This is a genomic window from Thiomonas sp. X19, from assembly GCF_900089495.1.
Lineage (GTDB): Bacteria > Pseudomonadota > Gammaproteobacteria > Burkholderiales > Burkholderiaceae_C > Thiomonas_A.
Genome location: NZ_LT605203.1, coordinates 2274140 through 2292297, shown reverse-complemented (window position 1 = coordinate 2292297; position 18158 = coordinate 2274140). Strand labels below are relative to the sequence as shown.

General features: G+C 66.8%; 21 protein-coding genes. 3 read left to right on the top strand and 18 right to left on the bottom strand.

From position 1 onward, the window contains the following. Nucleotides 1-30: 30 nt before the first annotated feature. From THIX_RS22980 to trbL, 8 genes are all read right to left on the bottom strand, one after another. Nucleotides 31-507 (bottom strand): hypothetical protein, encoded by a 477-nt coding sequence (locus THIX_RS22980; RefSeq protein ID WP_146748515.1) that lies wholly within the window; start codon nt 505-507, stop codon nt 31-33. Continuing rightward, entirely contained in the window at nt 504-1811 is a 1308-nt protein-coding gene (locus THIX_RS10975) for a hypothetical protein (protein ID WP_112486272.1), read from the bottom strand. Before THIX_RS10975 ends, THIX_RS22980 begins: the two co-directional genes overlap by 4 nt. A 100-nt stretch (nt 1812-1911) precedes the next feature. Beyond that, nucleotides 1912-2178: a hypothetical protein gene (locus tag THIX_RS10970; protein ID WP_146748514.1), complete on the bottom strand. Its 267-nt coding sequence runs from the start codon at nt 2176-2178 to the stop codon at nt 1912-1914. A gap of 20 nt (nt 2179-2198) precedes the next feature. Beyond that, entirely contained in the window at nt 2199-2390 is a 192-nt protein-coding gene (locus tag THIX_RS10965) for a hypothetical protein (RefSeq protein ID WP_146748513.1), read from the bottom strand. Between the two features lie 42 nt (nt 2391-2432). After that, nucleotides 2433-2681, bottom strand: a complete 249-nt coding sequence (locus THIX_RS10960; RefSeq protein ID WP_112486269.1) for a hypothetical protein — start codon at nt 2679-2681, stop codon at nt 2433-2435. Then, nucleotides 2678-2827, bottom strand: a complete 150-nt coding sequence (locus THIX_RS23390) for a hypothetical protein (protein WP_158540857.1) — start codon at nt 2825-2827, stop codon at nt 2678-2680. Before THIX_RS23390 ends, THIX_RS10960 begins: the two co-directional genes overlap by 4 nt. A gap of 67 nt (nt 2828-2894) precedes the next feature. After that, the gene (locus tag THIX_RS10955) at nt 2895-5417 is read right to left on the bottom strand and encodes a YadA family autotransporter adhesin (protein ID WP_112486268.1); all 2523 of its coding nucleotides are present in this window, start codon (nt 5415-5417) and stop codon (nt 2895-2897) included. A 129-nt stretch (nt 5418-5546) separates the two neighbouring features. Beyond that, on the bottom strand, nt 5547-7271 hold the full coding sequence (gene trbL / locus THIX_RS10950; protein WP_112486267.1) for a P-type conjugative transfer protein TrbL: 1725 nt from the start codon (nt 7269-7271) through the stop codon (nt 5547-5549). Nucleotides 7272-7437: 166 nt separating this feature from the next. On the opposite strand from trbL, the gene THIX_RS10945 reads away from it, so the two are divergent. Both THIX_RS10945 and THIX_RS10940 read left to right on the top strand, forming a co-directional pair. Beyond that, nucleotides 7438-7731 (top strand): type II toxin-antitoxin system RelE/ParE family toxin, encoded by a 294-nt coding sequence (locus THIX_RS10945; RefSeq protein ID WP_112488310.1) that lies wholly within the window; start codon nt 7438-7440, stop codon nt 7729-7731. A gap of 13 nt (nt 7732-7744) precedes the next feature. After that, nucleotides 7745-8050 carry an addiction module antidote protein gene (locus THIX_RS10940; RefSeq protein ID WP_112486266.1) on the top strand — a complete coding sequence of 102 codons (306 nt, stop codon included), beginning with the start codon at nt 7745-7747 and terminating at the stop codon, nt 8048-8050. Between the two features lie 271 nt (nt 8051-8321). On the opposite strand, the gene THIX_RS10935 is transcribed toward THIX_RS10940, so the two are convergent. From THIX_RS10935 to THIX_RS10890, 10 genes are all read right to left on the bottom strand, one after another. Beyond that, nucleotides 8322-8819 (bottom strand): hypothetical protein, encoded by a 498-nt coding sequence (locus THIX_RS10935; RefSeq protein ID WP_112486265.1) that lies wholly within the window; start codon nt 8817-8819, stop codon nt 8322-8324. Nucleotides 8820-8941: 122 nt separating this feature from the next. Beyond that, nucleotides 8942-9634 (bottom strand): P-type conjugative transfer protein TrbJ, encoded by a 693-nt coding sequence (gene trbJ, locus THIX_RS10930; protein WP_112486264.1) that lies wholly within the window; start codon nt 9632-9634, stop codon nt 8942-8944. A 20-nt stretch (nt 9635-9654) separates the two neighbouring features. After that, nucleotides 9655-11067 (bottom strand): hypothetical protein, encoded by a 1413-nt coding sequence (locus THIX_RS10925; protein WP_112486263.1) that lies wholly within the window; start codon nt 11065-11067, stop codon nt 9655-9657. Between the two features lie 84 nt (nt 11068-11151). Then, complete coding sequence (locus THIX_RS10920) at nt 11152-11625, bottom strand: glycine zipper 2TM domain-containing protein (protein WP_112488309.1); 474 nt, start codon at nt 11623-11625, stop codon at nt 11152-11154. A 51-nt stretch (nt 11626-11676) separates the two neighbouring features. Continuing rightward, a complete protein-coding gene (locus tag THIX_RS10915) occupies nt 11677-12039 on the bottom strand; it encodes a hypothetical protein (protein WP_112486262.1) in 363 nt (120 codons plus the stop codon). A gap of 107 nt (nt 12040-12146) precedes the next feature. Continuing rightward, complete coding sequence (locus THIX_RS10910; RefSeq protein ID WP_112486261.1) at nt 12147-14594, bottom strand: transporter; 2448 nt, start codon at nt 14592-14594, stop codon at nt 12147-12149. 24 nt (nt 14595-14618) lie between these two features. Beyond that, a complete protein-coding gene (gene trbD / locus THIX_RS10905) occupies nt 14619-14924 on the bottom strand; it encodes a conjugal transfer protein TrbD (RefSeq protein ID WP_112486260.1) in 306 nt (101 codons plus the stop codon). A gap of 10 nt (nt 14925-14934) precedes the next feature. Then, nucleotides 14935-15282, bottom strand: coding sequence for a TrbC/VirB2 family protein (locus tag THIX_RS10900; RefSeq protein WP_112486259.1), 348 nt, complete (start codon nt 15280-15282; stop codon nt 14935-14937). Nucleotides 15283-15365: 83 nt separating this feature from the next. After that, entirely contained in the window at nt 15366-17291 is a 1926-nt protein-coding gene (gene traI / locus THIX_RS10895) for a TraI/MobA(P) family conjugative relaxase (protein ID WP_112486258.1), read from the bottom strand. Further along, the gene (locus tag THIX_RS10890) at nt 17291-17659 is read right to left on the bottom strand and encodes a hypothetical protein (protein ID WP_112486257.1); all 369 of its coding nucleotides are present in this window, start codon (nt 17657-17659) and stop codon (nt 17291-17293) included. Before THIX_RS10890 ends, traI begins: the two co-directional genes overlap by 1 nt. A 201-nt stretch (nt 17660-17860) precedes the next feature. Here THIX_RS10890 and THIX_RS10885 point away from each other — a divergent pair, with 201 nt between their 5' ends. Next, a complete protein-coding gene (locus tag THIX_RS10885) occupies nt 17861-18157 on the top strand; it encodes a type II toxin-antitoxin system MqsR family toxin (RefSeq protein ID WP_112486256.1) in 297 nt (98 codons plus the stop codon). The last annotated feature ends 1 nt before the right edge of the window (nt 18158 follow it).

The window sequence follows — 18158 nt, the reverse complement described above, 5'->3', positions numbered from 1 at the left end:
GGGTCTCCGGTGATCGTCCGCATTCGCGGCTCAGGGTGGATATGCCGTGGACACGGCAAACCGTGTCGCCTGTCGCGCAGCACACGCATCGCGAAGCGGCACAGCAGCGCGGAACCGACGGTGAAGGCCGGCGTCCAGATCAGGCTGTCCGCCCAGCCGGCGCCACCGACAAAGCTCACGCCGCGTCGAACGGCAGGATCGACGCGAACGCCAGGGCCGCCAGCATCCAGGGGCGCGTTGACCAGGCGCCGCCAGGCTCCCTGCCGCACGAGACAGCCCACAGCTCCAGGCAAGGCAGAAGCGGGACGGCCGACAGCACATATGCACGCCGCTGGTGTTGGGCACCGGCCCCGGGAACCCGGCACGCCACTGCAGGCCGATCAGCAGCATGTTGCCGCCCGCGGTGAACGCCAGCGCGGCGGCCATCGCCCGGTCGATGTCGCGCCGGCGCAGGCGGCTCAGCACGATGAGCGACAGGGGCAGGACCAGGGTCAGAGAGGGATTCAACGCGACACTCCCGCATCACCACGGCCGATGTCCTTGCCCCTGCCTGGGTCTTGACTTGGCACTGGCGACGCGAACGCATCGGCCCGATCGGCGCGCACTTGCTGCGGCGAACGCGCGGTGTCGATGAACTCCCGGACGGCAGCCAGCCCCGCCCGCAGGTCGTGCTTGCGCTCCTTGAGGATGTCGTGGGCGTCGAACCCGGGCTTGTGGTTGTCCACCAGCGCCACCTTGCCGCCGCAGATTTGCGCTGCCTCGACGGCCTTGCGAATACCAACAAAATCGGACTTCTGCAGGTCGTTGTCGGCCGCGAAGACGATCTCATGCTTTGCCGCCAAGCCGGACGCCTTGAGCCAGCGCGCCACCGCTGGCAGGTTGTTGGCCGACAGTGCCGCGAGCACGACCGTGTCCTTCACGCTTCCCGCTGGCGATCCCCAGCCAGCGGTTGCCGTTCGGATGGCCTGCCCCGTGCGCACGCCTTCAACAACGACGATGCGGGCGCCGGGCCGCAGCCAGGACGCTCCCAGATCGCAGGACGGGGCAAGCTGCGCCAACAAGCCAGGGTTCGACCGGCCCTCCATATTCAGCGCCGCGCGCAAGTCTGGCTTGCACCCTGGGGGCGTGAACATCGCATCGCGCGTCGGCAGCGGCAGCGGCACGAACGCCCCGGACATCTTGCTGCCGGCGAGGACGTACTTGTCCGGCGTGGCTTCGGTGTTGCGCAGCAGTTGCTGGCCGCCGCACAGCTCGACGGAGCGGGAAGTGGGTGAGACGGGGCGGAACAGTGGGGCCAGCAGGTCGCCAGCGTTTTTGTGGTCCACCGGGAACTCGCGCAGACCGCTGGGATGCACCCAGGCGCCGCCCTTGACAAGCTGCGGATGATCATCGCGCGGGACGGGGCCGGCGTACCACGCCGCCAGCACACCCGCCACGCAGTCCGCATCCAGGGGATCATGGGCTGCAACCGCGACGTGTGCCTGGTCGGCAGCCCGTCTTGCCGGCGGCGCGGGTGGGCAACGGGGATCTGCCGCGACCTCGATCCCAAGATCGCGCGCGGTGATGTAGCGGGTCGGAGACCCGTCGCTGGCCTCGCGCCCTTCGCGCCAGGGCTTCGGCAGATCGAGACTGCCACGGTGCGAGGTGATGACGGCGATGCCGCTGTCTTTGATCAGAATGGCCTGCGCCTCGGTCGATCCGCCGCCATCGTTCGCCCGGTGCATGGTGCCTTCGCGGGCCTGGTGCGACTTGCCGATCTTCCAGCCTTGTGCCTCAAGGTTGGACAAAACCGCGTGTTGGAAAGCGGACATCGAAATCCCCGGTGAGTTGTGTCACCAGGGATATGCTCAAGTGCCGCAAATGATGCGGCCGCGCGTCCCTCAAGGAAACGCCGGGCCGCCCCTGGGGCGCTCAAAAGCCATTGGCAATCCGCTGCAGCCGTGTTTCGAGCCTCTGCGGGTTTTCGGCGTCGGCGATGCCTGCCAGCCCCTCAGCCACGATCTCTTTGAGCCTCGCATCCCGCGCGGCGCTTAGCCCCAACAAGGCGCGGATGTCGTCGGGATCGGCGCCGCTGCTGAGCAGGCGCAGACCCATCCGGCCGAATGCATCGGGCATCAAGTCTGCGTGCTTACGCATGCCGCGCGGCCCCTCGCTGCGCGCAACGATGGCAAGCTGCATGATGGTTTGGTTTTCGATGCTCATGGTTTGGCCCCCGACGCTGCTGCAGGGGGCAGCGAAGCCGGCAGCTTGGGCATGGTTGCCAGAAATTTCGTCTGGATGGCCGTGGCCTTGGCGGACGTCTGCAGGCTGGTGTAGGCCGCGGTGCCGATGCCGCCAAACGCTGCGATGCTGAGCATGGCGGCGACGATGCGGGCCGTGATGTTGTCCATGATGTTTCCTTGTTGTGTGGTTAGCCCCATGGCCAACATCCTTTAATCGTCCACATCAATCACCGCCCGCTCCCCGGTGCCCGGGTCCAGGCCGCAGTTTTCGGCCCAGAAGCCGAGCCTTTGCGCGGCTTCCGGGTACTGGTGCGCCAGCGTCGGCACGCCGTCGGCGTGGTCGGCGAGCATCGCGCCGAGTTCCCAAAGTTCGGCTTGCGCCAGGCCCATCCAAAGATCGGCCAGGCTCCAGCCCGACAGCGCCTGCAAGCAGGCATCGACATTCACTTCCCGGCTCATGATTTCGCTCCCGTGGGCTTGTAGTTCGGGCCAAATAGCGCCCAGATCAGCGGGTCGCGGCGTGGGGCAAGCTCCGGCATCGGGCCTGACTTCTTCTTGGTCTTGAGCAACACAGCGTTGCGATAAAGTTTGCTTTTGGCGTCCATGATGTTTCCTGGTTGATTGCAAACCCAGCACCGCCGGGCTTGCCTGGTTACGCGTAGGGGCCGCAAATCAGAACTGCCAGCTCACACCACCGGCCGCCGCTGTCTGCCCTGCCGTGCTGAACGCGGCGCTGAACCGGACCAGCATGTCGGGATGGCGCTCGGGAACACGGCTGATGCCGATGGCCAGGGCTTGCTGACCGCCCACCGTGGCGATGCCGACGCCCGCCGCGGTCTTGCCCGACAGGGCAGGGCCCGCAATCTGCGCCGCCGCCATCCCCATCGCGCCCATGCCGTTGATCTGCTGCCGCAGGTTCTGCTGCATCCCGGAGAGCGCCGAGTTCAACTGGTTGACGTTGACCGCATCGGTGCCAGAGGTGCCTGGGGCGACGTTGGTGATCTGGCGCTGCTGCCCGGTTGCGGCGTTGCCGACCGACACCGAGTTGGCACGGTTGGCCACCGACCCCTGGCCGACGGCCACCGAGTTCGTGCCGTTGGCCGTGGCGTTGGCACCGAGCGCCACGCTGTTGTTTGCTGCTGCAACAGCGTTGTTGCCCACTGCCGTGGTCGGGTCGGCGATGGCCTTGGCGCCATTGCCGATCGCGACTGAGCCCGCGTAACTGGCAACCGAGTTGGTGCCGTAGGCAATGGTGTTCGCCCCGGTGGCGCTCGCGCCCTGGCCGATGGCCACCGCGTTCGTGCCGCTGGAGGCCGCATGCTGGCCCTGAGCCTGGGCGTTGGTGCCGGTCGCCGTGGCGTTGGTGCCTTGTGCGATGGCGTTGGTGCCGTTGGCCGTCGCGCCATTGCCGCACACCACGTTGGAGCCGTTGGTGGTGACGCAGATGCCGTTGGTGTTGCTGACGTTGGTCGTGCTGCCTTGTGCACCGGCGGGTCCAGGTGTTGACTGGATGCTGCTGATCTGGCTCTGCACGGCCTGCTCGGCGGCGTACAACTGCCCGCCGTTGACCGCCTGCGTGCTGCCTGCGGCGACGGCGCCTGGGGCGACGTTTGAGATCACGACAGGAGAACCCCCCGAAATGCTGCCCGGATTGCCCCCCATGATGAACATCGGATTGCTGCCCCCACCGTTGGTCATCAAGCCAGCAAGCTGGCTCACGTTGACAGCATCGGTGGCCTGGACGCCCGCGCCGACGTTCGAGAGGGTGACGGGCGTACCGGTGCCGCCAGTGCCGACCAGCGCCGCCGCGTCGGTCACGGATGACGTCGTCGCCCCATATTGATCCAGATACTGCACCGCCGCGGGCGCGGCCGGGCCCGAAGACCCCAGCCCGGCATTGAGCGCGTTGATGGCCGCACCGACGTTGTTGTAGCTGGTGCCTTTCACGGTATAGCTCGGCGCGGAAACGCCGTTGCCACTCACCGCTGCGCCGCCACCCAGGGCGGACGCCGTGCTCAGGGCCAAGCCATACAGTTGCGAGCCATTGATCGCATCGGTGCTGCTGGCCGAGACCGTCCCGGCCGTCAGGAAGATGATGCCCCGCGTCTGTCCGGCGCCGCTCCCCGAGCCGATGCTGACGACGGAAGACCGTCCATCGTCATAGCTCCCGGCGCCGAGGGCAACCGACTGATTTCCGCTCGCGGTCGAGCCCATGCCAATGGCGACCGATCCCATCCCCCCGCCGCTGGCGTAGGCCGCCTGCCCAACCGCAACGGAATTGGTGGTTGAAGCGGCATCGATGCCGATTGCAATCGCATCTTGCCCGGCTGTTGTTGCGGCCCCCGCCTGGGTGTTCGTGTTCGGGCCGCCAAGGCCGCCAATCGCGATGCCGCCCGCGCCGTTGGCCACGGCGCCCAAACCAAGCGCAAGCGCCTGGGTCGACGAGGCGGAGCCGCCCAGGGCCATGCTGGACGCCCCACTCGCAGTGCCATAGATCGCGACCGACCCGGGGCCGCTTGCGACGCCGCCGTTGACCGCCAGGCTGGAAAAGCCGGACGCCTGCGACCCCGCTCCAATCGCCGTCGCGTTGGGACCCGCCGAAGCGTTTGCGCCGACGGCTGTTGACAGGCTGCCGGCCGCCGAAGCGCCCACCCCGAATGCCGAGGCGCTGGGTCCGGATGCCGATGCAGCCGGCCCGACGGCCGTTGCTCCCACGCCTTGGGCGTACGCGTTCGATCCCGCCGCAAGCGTCCCCCCGGTGGCGGACACCTGTCCGTCGATGGCGGTTGCCCCGCTGCCCAGCGCGGTGTTGTCGCTGCCGGGCGTTGTCGCATTGGGGTCGAACGTGGTGGCGTTGGCACCGATCGCGGTGTTGTTGGCGCCGATGGCGCCGGATCCGTCCGCGCCGCTCGCATTCGCGCCATAGCCCAGGTAGCTGTTATTGCCAGGGATGGGGTTGGTCGGCCCCGGCTGGTTGGTCGCGGACGGGATGAACGGTGCCGAGGTCGATGTGGACGAACCCAGGCCCGATGGCGTGGCCGAGGATGGCGACACCTGGATGGCTTTCGACCCGCTCGGGGCGCCGGTTGAGGCCCCGACGAACGACGTGGACGCAGTGCCAGCGCCGGTGATGGCCCAGGCCGGGCTGGTGTTGAGCGCCGCAGCGATTGCCGCGACGAGAATGATGTTGCGCATGTCGAGACTCCAATCCAAGGCGGCCAGCAGGTGCGATGGCCTTGGATGGGTATTGCGAGGTGCCGCAAACCATGAAAAAACCCGGCTCACGTCGCCGTGGCCGGGTGGGGGGGATGGCGCTGGGCCGAATCAATCGGTGTGATGCATCCGGATGCTCATGCCACCGCTCTGACCGTCGTGCGACAGCCCAGGCTTGCGCTTGTCCGACTCGTGCTGCAGGGCTGCGGCGCCGTCATGCAGCCGGTCGCTCAGGCTCGGTCCCTTGTCCTTGGGTTTGTTGTCCTGCTCGAACTGGCGCTGCGCCGTCGCTTGCTCGGCAGCCGATGCGGCCGAAGCCCCGCCTTCACCCCCAGGGGCGGAGGCGAAGCCATTGCCACCTGGCGTGCTGGCCGTGGTCGGCGCGGATGACAACCCGGCTTCCTGCGTCGTTGGCGCCGCCGCCTTGCCGAGTTCGGCGCCGGACTTCACGGCATCACCCGTTCCGGTCGTGGCCCCCGTGTTGGCCGCAGGGCCATCGGGCTGGAAGCGCGCGGCAGTGGCGGTAGAGCCGGAAGCATCAGCCCCGGCACTGGGCGCCTTGCCAGCAGCACCCGCTCCGGCCAGCACAGGGCCAGCGCCCGGGATCGCACCCAGCGCCGACGATGCGCCCTTGATGCCAGCGCCAGCGGACTTGCCCGCCCCAGCCGCCAGGGATTCCAGCCGTGAGGTGCCCGAGACGCCACCCACCGGGCCGCCCGGCAGCAGGGAGCTGCCGCCGATGCCGCCCTTGGGAGCAGACCCACCGCTGCCGAACGGCGCAGTCGCCAGGGCAGCAACCCTGGAGAGCGCCGCGCCACCCGCCAGACCTGCCGCGAGCGGAGCCGCGGCCATGCCGCCAGCGGCAGCGCCGGCGTTCGACAGGCTCATGCTCGGCGAGCCGTTCATCATCGATCCGGCGATGCCCGGAACCATGTAGCCGACCGCGCCGTAGGCCAGGGTGGTGACGCCCGCCGTCATGAAATCGACAGGGCCGACCACGTTGTTCGGCGGCGCCGCGGCGGCGACGGTTGCCCAGTGGGCGATGATGATGTTGGCAAGCTGCCCGCCGAATCCGGCGACGACGTAGATGGTGAACAGCTTGATGCCGACGCTCACCGCGTAGCCGAAATACTTCTCGGCGAACGGCAGCGTCCAGCGGCTCCCGGCGAAGCCCAGCATCAAGGCGCCGGCGCCGATGACGATGTAGCTCTCGATCGTCGTGATGAGAAGCTGCATGGCGATGGCGAGGTAGCCGAGCAGGATCATCAGGCCGGTCAGTCCGATGAAGATGGCCGACAACAGGTTATCGCCCAGCGCCGCCATGGACTTGCCCGGCGAAAAGAGACTGACCCCGGCCGCCGTCTGGCCGTTGTTGATGTTGTCGGCCGTGGACACCACCTTGGCCGCCGTGTCGATGCCTTCATTCAGGATTTCTGAGGGGCCGATCGAGGATGAGATCGAGGTCGGTCCGCCGCCGCCCACGGTCTGCCCAGCCTGTGTGAAGCTGTTGATGATCGGTGGAATCCAGGTCGGCGCCTCGGTCAGCAGCATGGCGAAGAAGGCGATGCCGAGAATCTTCAGCGTCATCGAGGTCAACAACTCGCCGAGATCGTTCTTGCGCAGCGTGTAGTTGATCGCCGCCCAGGAGAACTCGATGGCGGCCAGGCCGAAGAACAGGGGCCGGGCCAGGCCCAGGGCGGACGTCATCCAGCCGGTCGAGGCGGTCTGGAACGTGCTCTGGATCTGGTCGAGCACACCGTTGCCGGCGTAGGCGGGCGCGCAGGCCAGGGCGAGCAGGAACGGCAGCAGCCAGCGCGCGGTTCGGTTGAGTTTCATGGATTCACCTGTCGAAGAGGGTTGACAGGTGGGTATGCGTGGTTGCCGCAATCCGAGCTGGCCGCCGCCGGGAAAGCCTGGGCACCCGCTGCGCGGCGTTCAGGGCGGTTCACAACCCATCACCAAACGGCTTGATGCGCAGTCATCGAACGATTACACTGAATGTGTGTTCACAATCAAGCCGCTCCCCGAATTCACGGCCTGGCTCGACGACCTTGGCGATGCTGCGGTGCGCGGCCTGGTGGTGGCCAGGATCAAGCGATTGGAGCGTGGACTGCTGGGGGACGTTGAGCCTGTTGGCGAAGGCGTCTCCGAGCTACGCATCCACGTCGGGGCCGGATGGCGTGTGTACTTCACCCAGCGCGGCGCGCAATTGATCGTGTTGCTCGTCGGTGGCGCGAAGCGCACCCAGAAACGTGACATCAGGCGTGCTCGTGCGCTAGCGGCCTTGCTGGATTGACCGGAGCAACACCATGAGCAAACGTATCAAAGTAGCCGATCTACCTGAATTCGACGCTGCGCCCTACCTCGATAGCGAGGCCGCCATCGCCGCCTACCTAACTGGCATCCTTGAGGTGAACGATAGCGCCTTGCTGGCTGCAGCACTTGGCGACATCGCCCGTGCGCGCGGGATGACTGAGATCGCCAAATCGGCCGGGGTCACCCGTGAAGCCCTCTACAAAGCGCTACGCCCCGACAGCACCCCGCGCTTTGACACCATCAGCCGCGTCTGCGCGGCGCTGGGCGTGCGCTTGGTGGCGCAGGCCGTGCATCCCTGACCCGTTCGATTGCGCGCCGCCGAGCATTCAGGGGTCGTATTGCCGCCCCCAGCGCCGTGCATGTTGACTCCGGACAGGGGCAAGGATGTGGTGGTCGCAGATGTTCTTTGCCCCTGCCTTGCTTTGCCGTCCAGCAGCATATTCAGGCATGAGCCGATCCATGACCAAGCACCTGCGCGCGATGGAGCATCCGCGCGACCGGGCAGGGTGGCGTTGTCTTCCTGTCCAGCACGCCAAGCGACCACCGCGCCAGGCAGCAGGAAAGGCCGGATCAGTAAAACCCCGCCCCGGTCGTCTCCACCGCGAAGCAGGCTCCCGTGGTGTTGCCGGTGGCCCGGCACCAGCCGGATTCAATGCCGCGCTGCTGCGGATGCGCCTTGAACCAGGCGTGGCCATGTCCGGCATACGGCCCTTGCGCCAGGCTCACGCCGCGATAGAAGTTCTGACATGACACCGTGCCCTGACGCTTCGCCACGGCATCGGCGCTCACCGTGGCGTTGTCTTGGGCATCCCGTCCGGCACACCACAAGCCTTCCTGCCAGGCTGGATCGGCGGCGGACCGCGGGCTGGGATGGCTGTTCAACTGGGCTTCGTACCAGGCGACCGTCTGCCCACCGAACGGCCCCTCGCTGGTATTGACTGGGGCGCCAGCCACCTTGCCGACGCCCGGGGCGGTGATGGATGACGCCTGGTGCCCGCAGCCGGCCAGCAGGCCGACAGCGCAGGCGAGGACGAGGGTTGAGACGAGTTTGTGCTCAGACGGTTTCATGGTGCGCTCCTGGCGCGAGTGGAATGGATGGAGATGCAAAGGGGCTGTTTCGATGAGTCGCCCCGCACTCGCGCCCGAAGGCCGTCTGAATTTCTATCGTAGCTCGGAATCAGGGTTTGGGATCAATAAAACCCCGCCCCGGTGGAGCCGTCGAGGAATTGCTGATTGATCTGGTTCTGTTGCGTGGTCTGGCCGCTTTGCGCACCGATGGCGTTCATCTCGACCTGCCCGTTGGTCATCATGGTTTGCTGCAGGCCCTGCAACTGGTTCACCAGCATCCCCGAGATCTGGTTGCCCGCCTGCAGCACCTGCATGCGCCCAGCGGCGGACTGACTGGCGTTCTCCACCTGGTTCAGCGCCTGCTGCTGGGTCTGGAAGTCACTTGTCTGCAGGCCATACTGATTGAGCGCCTGCTGGATCTGGCTGGTCAGATTGCCGTTCCACTGCGACAGGTTGGCTTGGTAACTCTGGCCGTTGACGCCGTACTGCTGCTGCACGCCGGCAGCGGTGTTCTGCGTCGCATACGTCAAGCCCTGCGCGGAGCCGATCAGGTTGATGAGTTGCTGCAGATTGCCCGAGACGTTTGGCCAATTCTGCGTCGGCAGGCGCTCCAGACTGAGCGCCTGGTTGTAGACCTGCTGGAACTGCGCCTGAAGCTGCTGCGCCTGGGTCGCGTATTGCTCGACGGCCGTCAGTTCCTGCACGATCTGCTCGGGGAACGTCGCCCCGGCGATCAGGCCCGTGGCGTGAGCCGGCACCGTGGCGATGGCCGACATGGCCGCAAGGGCCAGGATGCTTTGCTTGAATGCGTTCATGGTGGAAACTCCCGTGTGGATTACTGGCCTTGCGGTACGCCGGTGGCAGCACCGATCTGCTGCAAGGTGGTGTTCGCGTCGTTGGTCCCGGCGCTGCCTGCCGCCGTGTTGAGGGTGTTGCCAATGTCGGGCGCTGCGGCAGTTGCGGCGCTGTAGGTCGCATTGCCGTCGTTCGTCGCCGAAGTCTGGATCGCCTGCTGCTGGCCATAGACCTGCTGGTTCTGGTCAACCTGCTGCTGCGCAATGGCCGCCGCTTGCGTCCAAGCCGGATCCGCCGATGACGCCCCCATGGTGTTGTCGTAGCTGGCGATCGTGTTGGCGGCGTTCATCGAGAACTCGGCATCGAGCCCGGCTCGGCCCGCCTGCGCGGCCGTCTCGGCGTCGTTCTCGTTCTGCTGGCTGGATGCGTTCAGGCTCGCCTGCTGGCTGTCGGCCGCGCTGGTGTAGGACGTGTCCGTGCTGGCCGCCGTCGCCGCCTGGCCGGTCTGCACGCCGGTTCCAGCGGTGGTCTGCCGCAAGGCCTCCTGGGTGCTGGTGGCCCCGGCGGTCTGCCCCTGCCGCACCCCCGTCATGGACTGGATCTGCTGCAAGGTGCCGGATGCGCTGTTCACGGCGGACGCCGCGGCGGCAGCGTCCATGGCGCCCGACAGAATCGGTGCGGCAGACACGCCGCCGGCATAGTCGGCATCCGCCTCGGCCTGCTTTTGCAGATTCACCGCGGTTTCATAAGCCGCGCCGCCGTAGTTGTAGGACGCAGCGTCGGCCGCCGCCTGCAGCGCGGCCTTGTAGGCGTCGATGTTGGACTGGTAGCCGTCCGTCGCCGCCTGGCTCATCATCGCCTGGGTTGCCGCGCCCGCCGCAAGGTAATCGCTGGTGTTGTTGGTCACCGTGGGCTGGCCCTGCTGCACCCCGGTCCCCTGGGTGATGCTGGCATTCGAGGCGGACTCGCCGCTCGAAGCAGAAGTCTGCGCGGCGCTGTTGTCGTTCCGGGCAACGACGGGCGCCTGGGCCGACTCGGTGCTGTACGCGCCGGCTTGCGATGACGAACCCTGCTGCTGCACCGTCACCTGCGCGTCAGCCAGGTTCTGCTGGTCGTTCGCCACGCCCTGGGCCTGGGCGGCCGCGTCCTGCCAGGCCGTGGAACCGGACAGGCCCACCCCATACCCTCCACCCCCGCCGCCACCGCTGGCGTTGGCCGCATCCTGGTTGGCAATGTCCTGCGCCGTGTTGGCCGCGTCCTGATACGCCTGCTGGTCGAAATACGCCATGCCACCCGCATAAGCACTGCTGCCGTTCTGCGTGGCGGCCGTGCGCATCGTGGTCTGCGCATCGGGCACGGGAGCAGGGGCGGGCGGCAGGGTCTGCGCCAGCGCCAGCGGCGAAGCCAGGAACGGCAACGCCGCCAGAGCGGCGGCAAGAAGGGTTTGACGCATGGCGGATGCTCCGGTGGGTCTGGATAGATGGATATGGTGTGGACACGGCAAACCGTGATGTCCACACACCTGACCACCCGCCCATCAACCCATCGGCAGCACGCGGGCCTTGCCGCCGTACAGATTGCCGATGATCTCGACGCGCTGACCCACGGCAAGCTGCACATCGGCGGCCTGGGTCACGGCGATGGCCTGTCCGTCGTCCAGCCGCACGGTGATCTGCAGGCCTTGCTCGCGGGTCGCCGCACCCTCGGCGGCACTGCCGGCGATGCCGCCGGCCACCGCGCCAAGGATGACCAGGGCCGTGGAGCCGTTGCCGTTGCCGATGCGCGAGCCGAGATAGCCACCCGCCGCAGCGCCGCCCAGCGTGCCGATGGCGGTGGAGTTCGAGGCGATCAGCACCGGCTGGATCGCCAGCACAGTGCCGAACTGGACGGCCTGCGCTTGTTGCGAACCTTGCGTGGTAGTGCCCAGCGCGGATGCCTGGGGCACGCCAGGGTTGGCGCAGGCGGACAGTAGGGCAGGGGCAAAGAGGATGGGGATGAGGAACTTGCGCATGGTGGGCTCGCTGGGTTGGTTTGAATCGGGCATCGAAGACTTTGTTCATGCTCACAAATCCTTGGCATCCGGTTTCACGACAAAGGATCCATACGGCGCAATCTGTGGTTGCGCATTCTTCCGTTGTGCTTGTTGCGCAGGCTTCCTGGCCCGCAGGTCGGACAGTATTGCTTGCATGGTCACCACGGCTTTGTCGGAGAAACCGGACCGCTTGATGCGCGGGTTTTCCGGATCGATTGAACAGGTCAAGCTGCCCAAAGTGGCGCGGTACCAGAAGTTGTCGCGGGGGGACCTGATGGCGTCGATGACTTTTCCGGGATCAAGGCCCATCAGTTCGATGGCGATCCATAAGGCGTTGTTGTCGCTGAGGAGTTTGTCGATCTCGGTGCGATGATTTCCAGGATTTGGGCTCATGATTTTTCCTTGATTGGATGGATGCGGCGGATCAGCGACCTGCCTACATGCTGATTGCAAAGCGCCGCAAACCGTCAAGCCGCGCTCCACGTCGGCACTGGCCAGGATCAATAACGCTCCCACTTCTGCGCCGCGTCGAACTGCCCGCGCTCGCGCAGCCACTGCGCCGGCCAGGCATCCCCAAGCTCACCGCGCAGTTCGCGGATGCGGGCAACGTCCTCCTTGCCGGACGCACCAACGAAGGCGATCTCGGGCGCCGACAGCCCCAGCTCGAACAGCCGCCGTCCGTCGGGATGCATGACGTAATACTGGCGCTTGGGTGTGGCCATCGCCAGAATCCCGATCTGCCGCCGGTTCAGGCCGATGCCCTCGTACAGCGGCCGGATGTTCTCCGTCATCGCTTCCGGGTTGGGCAGCAGGATCTTGGTCGGGCAGGACTCGAAGATCACATCGGCGATGCCGGATTTGGTCAGGTCGGTGAGCGACTGCGTGGCGAACACGACCGCCACGTTCGCCTTGCGCAACACCTTCAGCCATTCCCGGATCTTGGCCTTGAACGCCGGATGGCCGAGCATGACCCAGGCCTCGTCCAGCACCAGCAGCGTGGGTTGGCCCTTGAAGCGCTGCTCGATGCGGTGGAACAGGTAGGACAGAACCGGCAGCACCACCTTGTCGCCCTTGTGCATCAGGTGCTCCATCTCGAACACCTGGAACGGGTCTTCGGCCAGCGCATCGGTTTCGGCGTCCAGCAGATGTCCCGCCGCGCCGCTGACGGTGTAGTAGCCCAGCGCCTCGCGCAGCGTCACGTCCTGGAGCTGGATCAGCAGGTTGGTCATGGTGCGCTGCGCCATGCGGTCCGTGGACTGGCCGAGTTGCTGAATAGCGCGGTAGATCTTCTGCCGATGCTCCGGCAGGATCTTCACGCCCTGCAGTTCGCACAGTTGCTCGATCCACTCGGCCGCCCACACCTGTTCGTTCGGCTCGTTCACGCGGCCCAGCGGACAGAATGCCAGCTCGCCATGCTCGCCGCCGATGTCATCGTGCTGGCCACCCGCGCCCCAACACAGCGGGAGCATGGAGTAGCCCTTGTCGAAGGCAAACACTTGCGCGTTTTTGTAGCGGAACTGCTGCGCAACCAGGGTGGACAGCAGGGTGGACTTGCCCGAGCCGGTTGGCCCCAGAATGACGGTGTGCCCCAGGTCGCCTGCGTGCAGGCTCAGGCGGAACGGGGTCGCCCCGTCCGTCTTGGCGTACAGCAACGGCGGCGAGTTCGGCGGGTAGAACGGGCAGGGGTTGTTATCCGGCCCGGCCCACACCGCGGTGAACGGCAGCATGTGCGCCAGATTCAAGGTGTTGATCAGCGGGCGGCGCACGTTGGCGTGGGTGTTGCCCGGCATGGTGCCGAGATACGCTTCCACCGCGTTGACGGTCTCGATGCGCGCACCGAAGCCGGCGTTCTCGATGATCTTGCGCACTTCGCGGGCGATCTCATCCAGCGCCGTGCTGTCGTCGTGGGCCAGCAAAATGACGCTGGTGTAGTAGCCGAAGCGCACCGCGCCCGACTGGTTCTCGCTGATCGCGTCCACCGCGTCATCGGTCTGCGCCACCGCGTGCATGTTCAGGTGGGTTGCCGCACCCCCTGAACTCTCGCGCACCATATTCATCATGGACTTGCGCTTCATCGCCCACTTGCTGCGGTAGCTGTTGAGCACCTTGTCGGCCTGGCTTTGCGACAGATAGATGAAGCGGTTGCTCCAGCGGTAGGCCACCGGCAGGCGCGACAGGAAGTCGAGGATGCCGGGGGCGCTGAAACCGGGGAAGCCGTCCACCGCCAGGCACACCATCGGCATGTTGTCGAGGCGCGGCTCAAAGCCGGTGGTGAAATCATGCTGGCCGATCACCGCATCCAGATACATCGGCACCTCGACCATCTTCACCGGGCGCGGCGCCTGGAGCGTGACGCAGGATTCGAGATAGCCCAGCAGATCGCTGCTGACCGCATCGGTGTCCTCGTCGACCACGTCCGCCATGCGATGGATCCTGACCACCGTGGACAGGCGCGATTCGACTTCGCGGATGCCGTCCTTGAAACGCTGCAGATTGCGCGCGGCCACCCCCGTCTTCTCGCCACCGTCGATGAACAGGGCGGCGGCCTTGTCGGCGGCGTCCGGGTCGGGGAACCAGGAGAGGGTGAGCGCGAAGCGGCTCTCGAACCCGGCATGCTGGCCTTCGTGCTTGGCCCGGCGCATGTCGTCCAGCAGCCGCGTGGTGCGGTCGGGGAAGGCGCCCCTGGCGGCGTAGCCGGGCGCCTGCTGGCGGATGGCGTCGCAGTTCACCACCCAGCCATCGTCCAGCGACAACGCACTGTTGATGCGCGCGGCCATGCCCCGGAGTTCGCCCTTGGTGGCCGAATCGAGGTCTGGCCCCTGATACCACCAGCCGGCCAGCAGCGCGCCGGACTTGGTGAGCACGACACCGTTGTCCACCAGCGCGGCCCAGGGCAGCAGATCGGGCAGACCGGCAGAGCGGTCACGGAATTCCTGGAGAGCGAGCATGTTGATTCCTTGGGATTCTTGGGATTACTTCCACTCGCGCGACTTGCCGAACGGCGTGGCGCGACCGGGATAGAAGCGTTTGAACGCCAACGAGCGGCGTCCGGTCTTGGAGAGTTGCGGGTCGAACAGCGCGGCGCGGGACAGCGCCCAGGTGCCGAGCACCCAGAGACCGATCCCGAGCCCCGCCGCCCACAGCTTGGCCAGCGAGAACACGAAGACCCCCGCCAGCGTCATCAGAGCCAGCACCAGGGTGCGCTCACCGCCCAGCATCAGGAGCGGGCGGTTGAGCGAACCGTGGATCGGCGCGGAAATATCGTCCTGCTCGTCCATGGCGCGGGCCTCAGATCACGGCGCCGGACAGGCCCAGGGCGGAGAGGAACTTGTTGCCCATGACGATCATCGCGACGCCCAGCACCACATAGAGCGCCTTCTTGGCGATGCCGCCCAGCTCTTCGCCGAACACCAGCGCGGCGCCGGCGGCGAGGAAGGCGATCACCGAGATGCCGGTGGCCACCGGCCCGGTCAGATCGTTCTGCAGGGTCTGGATCGGGGTGTCCCAGGGCAGACCGCCGGACGTGGACGCCATGGCTTCGGCGCTGGTCGCCAGGAACACGGCGGCGACGAGGCTGAGGCGGCGCACGACGGCGGCGCGCAGGTGGCGGACGGTGGCGAATTGGAGCAGCTTCATGATGGATCCTTTCAAGATCAGTGGCGCAGCCCTCCAACGCGAGGGCCGCTTGGATGGTTATTGCAGTGAGCCGCAAACCGTGATCACCGCCCGCGCGGTTCGCGCCGCGCCCCGCGTGACGGTGTGTGCTCGACGTCGACCTGGGCGCGTTCCTGCTCGACAACGTGCTGCAGATCGGCATCCTGGACGCCCACACCCAGGCGTGCGGCCTGGCGGGCGGCCTGCTCGCGGAACGCGGCATCGCCGGTGATGAACACCTCGCCGCCGAACTTCTGCGCCGCCAGCAGCAACCCGGCTTCGAGGGTGTCGGCATCGGCCATGTGGACGTCGATGCGGGGGCCGGAATCGGTCAGGCGCACCAGGCCCTGACGGTCGCTGTACTCGATGCGCTGCGCCAGGCGGTCGATGCGGATGCGGGCATCGTCCAGGGCAAAGGCTTTCCTTGCCCCTGGGGTTGGGTCGGGAGGTGCACCGCCGATGGCGCCGGCCGCAGAGCCATGCGCACCCGCACGCAACGGATCCAGGTCTTCACCTTCGAAACCGTTCTTGTTGCCCTTGCCGCCTTTGCTGCGCTTGCGCCCGTCCTGATACTTCATGCCGCGCAGGGCCGCCGCTGCCGCTTCGTCACCGGCCGTGGCCTGGCGCGCCAGCCACTCCGGCCATTCCAGACGCGGCGCATCCTGGGTGATCGAGGTGCGCTCCGCCAGTTGGCGCTTTTGCAGTTCCTGGCGGCGCACCACGGCCTCGGCCGCCCACAGCCCTTGTGCAATCGTCCTGCTGCCATGCTCGGCGGTCAGTTCGGCAAGACGTGCGGGCTTGATGGCCTTGAGTTCCTGCCGCAGCGCCATGCGCTCGTCCTTGTGGTGCGCCCGCAGGCCGCCGACCAGGGCCTTGCGCGAGCGTTTCTGCGCCGCCTGGTCGTGCTTGTAGGCCTCGGCGAGTTCTTTGCGCGCCAGGGCGCGGGCTTCGCGTTTGGCCTGGCGCTCGGGCGTCGATCCGGTGTGCCCGGGGATGTCCTGCATGCCGGGTTCGGTGCCGGCGCGGACGTTGTCGACGAAGTGGGCATAGGTCTTCGCGGGGTGCGCCTTGCTGTTCACCAGGGCTGGAGCAGGGGCGAGATACGGGCCGAACTTCGTCTCCAGCCGCCCCAGGCTCAGGCTGTAGTGCACGCCGGATGCCTTGGTGCTGGTGGTGCGTCCATCGGGCAGGGCGGTCTCAATCACCAAGCCGCCACCATGCGGCCGCAGGGCGCAGCCGCGCCCGGCCAGCGCCTGGTGCAACGTGGCCCAGGACTGCGCGGCCAGCAGATCGTCTTGGGCGCGTTTGGTGAGCCAGTCGGCCAGGCTCGGAACGCCCGTGTGGACTTCCGCGGCCCTGGCGCCCGGCGTCGGCGCGCGCTCCTGCTTGCCGCCCAGCCCCAACTGCTGGCGCTGGGATTTGCTCAGGCGGCTGATCGCGCCGTCGATGACGACGTGCGGGCCGTTGTCGTGCGCCCAGCCCTGGTTGATCTCAAGCTCACGGCAGGCTTTGTCCAGCACCAGGAAATCCAGTTTGGGCGGGCCGGCCAGGTGGAGTTTGTCGGGGTGAACGCGGTTGGCGAGGATGTGAATATGCCAGTGATGATCGCGGTCGGTGTGCAGACCCCAGACGGCCTGGTTCTCCTGCAGGCCCAGGGCCTTGAGGGTGTGGGCTGCAGCATCGCGGCACTGCTCCGGGGTCGGATGCTCGCCGTCGCGCCAGGACAGGACGTAGTGATAAAAAGGATTGCTGGTGAACCGGTTGCGCACCCGGCCCGCTTCCGCGGTGTAGTCCATCATGCGGATCGCCAGGTCGCGATCCAGCGGGTCGGTCAGGTCGAGGCCGCCGAGTTCCAGATGGAAGCTGCCGCCGGCGACGTTGCGCTCCAGCGCATGCTCCTGCGCGCCTTGGCGGAAGATGTAGTGCACGCCATGGTGCGCGGACACCTTCCCGCCGCGTTCGTTCGACAGTTTGACGACCTTGGCGAGCATCACGCATCCCCATGCTCGCCGCCGGCATCGTCCTCACCGGAGAGCTTGCGGGCGTGCGCCAGGACAGCCTTCATCGCGGCCCAGTGGGCGCGCTTCTCCTCGTTGGTCCAGTTCGATTCCTTGGGGTACAGGCTCTTGAGCATGGCCCCGAGGCGGCGCAGCTCGAACACGGCGCTCGCATCGACGCGGCTGACGATGCGCAGGTTGCCGCCGGACAGGGCGAGGTCGCGCACGAACACGCCGGGACGCATGCCGGCCTGCGCGGCGTGGCGGTTGATGGCGTCGATCTCTGGGGTCGAGGCGCGGAAGTGAAAAAAGCGGTCGCGCGGGGTGTGCGGGGTGCGTGGGGGTTTGGCTGCGGCAGGCATGACATGCTCCGTGATGGTGTTGCTCTCACGGGCTTATGCACGGTGGGCGCAAAGCGTGGGTGGGTGCGGGGCGGCGGCAGGCAAGGCACCCGCTGCGCGGCGCCAGGACGAAGGCGGGGGCAAGAACGATCACAACCAGCAGCCGGGACAATCGACCGGCACCGGCTTGCCATGGATAACCAAGTAGGTTATTATTGCCGGATGGAGAAAAGCACGCCCCATTGCAAGCTGTCGGTCATCAAGGCCATGATCGAGGCGGGCAAGGTGCGTTCAACCGTGTCGGCACTGGCGGGCAGCGCCGCGATGGGTTTTGACTTCGTGGCAATGGTCCATGTGGTCAAGACGCTGACCGCTGGCGATTTCTACAAGAGCATGACCACGCACGCCGACCACAGGGTCTGGCAGGACGTGTACCGACCCACGACGTTCGCCGGAGAGGTCTACCTGAAACTGACGGTCATGGATGAGGTGCTCATCGTGTCATTCAAGGAGCTATGAA